This is a genomic window from Cellulomonas septica (genome assembly GCF_012396155.1).
Lineage (GTDB): Bacteria > Actinomycetota > Actinomycetes > Actinomycetales > Cellulomonadaceae > Cellulomonas > Cellulomonas septica.
This window is the reverse complement of the sequence record NZ_JAAXOY010000657.1, coordinates 1-1,937: the sequence shown is the minus strand read 5'-3', so window position 1 is coordinate 1,937 and position 1,937 is coordinate 1. Positions and strand designations below refer to the sequence as shown.

Here is a 1,937-nt window from a genome sequence, read left to right as displayed (position 1 = left end):
AGGGTGACCGCGGACCCGACGGGTCGCGGGAGCTGCAGGACGTACGCCTCGCCGGCGGCGCCCGTGAGGCGCACCCGCTCGGCGATCTCCGCGAGGTCGACGCCGTAGCGCGCCGCGGCGTCGGCGGTGCCCTCGCGGGCCTCGACGCCCTCGTCGCCGGGTCCCGGTGGGGCGACCGGGACGGCGACGGCGTCGACCGAGCCGTCGGTCAGCAGCGGGCTCGTCGCGAGCCCGCCACCGACCGACGTCACCTCGGGCGGCGTCCGGCCGATGGAAGCGGTGAAACCTGTCGTCGGCCTCGCCATGTCGTGCGGTCCGTCGTCAGGAGACGACGGACGTGAGGGCCTCGCCCAGCTCGGCGGCCTCGGTCGCGTTGAGCTCGACCACCAGCCGTCCACCGCCCTCGAGCGGGACGCGCATCACGATGCCGCGCCCCTCCTTCGTCACCTCGAGCGGTCCGTCGCCGGTCCTCGGCTTCATCGCGGCCATACGGGGGGCCTCTCCTTCGCTCGTGCGTCCCGGCCGGGTGCTCGTGCGCGGAGCGCGCGACGAGAGGCCCGCTTGGCCGGTGGTCCGCCGACCATCTTAGTTCACCCGAGGGTCCCCCACCTCGACCGATGCGACCCGGACCGCCCGATCGGCTCCCCGTCGGACGCAGGTCCAGGTGCGCCGGTCACGGCGGCCACCCCTGCGGCGGGGTCAGCCGCCACATGTTCCACACCCACACGAGCTGGAGCGCGAGCATGAGGACGAGCACGCCGGTGAACCAGAGCCGCCGGGCAGCGGCCGGCCGCGTCACCACGCCGGCCGTGACGGCGCCCAGCGGGAAGGCGAGGACGAGGAACCGCGCGAGACTGCTGCCGGGCTCGATCACCGCCGCGATGTAGAGCAGGTAGGCCGCGGGCCAGGCGTGCAGCTCGTTGCCGAGCCGCCAGGCCGCCGGGACCACGAGCACCGCGATCACGAGCGCGAACCCGGCGGCGAGCACCCACGGCGCGCGCTCCTGGAACCAGAACTGCGACACGTAGCCCCACGCCCCGAACGGCTGGACCTCGCGCAGGCCGCGCCACGACTCCTGCGTCTGCAGGTACCCGTCGGGCACGCCCGTGACCCAGCCGCAGATCAGCGGCCACGCGACGCCTGAGACACCGGCCGCGACCGCGAGCGCCGCGAGTCCGCCGAGGTCCCGGCCGCCGAGGTGGTCCTCGCCGCGCCGGCTGTGCCACCAGCGCACGGCCGCGTGCACCACGATCACCGCGGCCATCGGCAGCGCGACCGCGCGCGTGAAGCCGAGCGCGAGCACCACGACGGACATCGCGAGGTAGCGCCGCTCGACCAGCAGCAGGAGCGCGGCGGCGATCAGCAGCAGCGCGAGCGACTCGGTGTACGCGACCTGGAGCACGACCGCCGTCGGGAAGGCCGTGACGAGCGCGACCGTCGCCAGCGGCAGACCCGGGCGGGCGGCGACGGCGCGCGGCGCACCGCGCTCGACGAGCCGGTGGATCACGACGGCGGCAGCGGCACCGAGGACGAGCGCCGTGAGCGGGGCGACCACGTACCAGGGCCCCGTGGTGAGCACCATGAGCCCGCGGACGAGCATCGGGAAGAGCGGGAAGAACGCCCAGACGTTCTGCTGGACCAGCCCGTCCTCGCCGACGGGCAGCGTGTCCGGGTAGCCCTGCTCGGCCGCCTGCCGGTACCAGCTCGCGTCCCACATCAGGCCCGTGAACTGCAGGTACGACGGCTGCGCGGGCGTCCAGTAGTTCTCGACCTGCGCCTGCGCGGTGACGACGAGCGCGACCGCGCTGAACGCCCGCCCGGCGAGGTAGACGGCGAGCGCCTGCACCCACCACGGCCAGCCGCGCGGGTCGAACCACGCACGCGGGGCCGCGGAGGCCCGCACGTCGGCGGCGTCCGTGGCGACCGGCCCAGCCGCG

Annotated in this window: 2 protein-coding genes and 1 pseudogene; all 3 read right to left on the bottom strand. The window is 75.3% G+C overall.

Features of this window, described 5'->3' with window-relative positions; translation table 11 throughout:
• Positions 1–305 (bottom strand): annotated as a pseudogene (locus tag HGA02_RS17795) (leucyl aminopeptidase family protein); the annotation flags it as partial.
• A 16-nt stretch (positions 306–321) separates the two neighbouring features.
• On the bottom strand, positions 322–489 hold the full coding sequence (locus HGA02_RS17790) for a DUF3117 domain-containing protein (RefSeq protein ID WP_013772033.1): 168 nt from the start codon (positions 487–489) through the stop codon (positions 322–324).
• 184 nt (positions 490–673) lie between these two features.
• Positions 674–1,903: a hypothetical protein gene (locus tag HGA02_RS17785; RefSeq protein WP_168680575.1), complete on the bottom strand. Its 1,230-nt coding sequence runs from the start codon at positions 1,901–1,903 to the stop codon at positions 674–676.
• Positions 1,904–1,937: the final 34 nt, after the last annotated feature.

Coding starts and splice junctions, on each gene's coding strand:
- HGA02_RS17790 (WP_013772033.1), bottom strand. CDS start 489: ATGGCCGCGATGAAGCCGAGGACCGGCGACGGACCGCTCGAGGTGACG.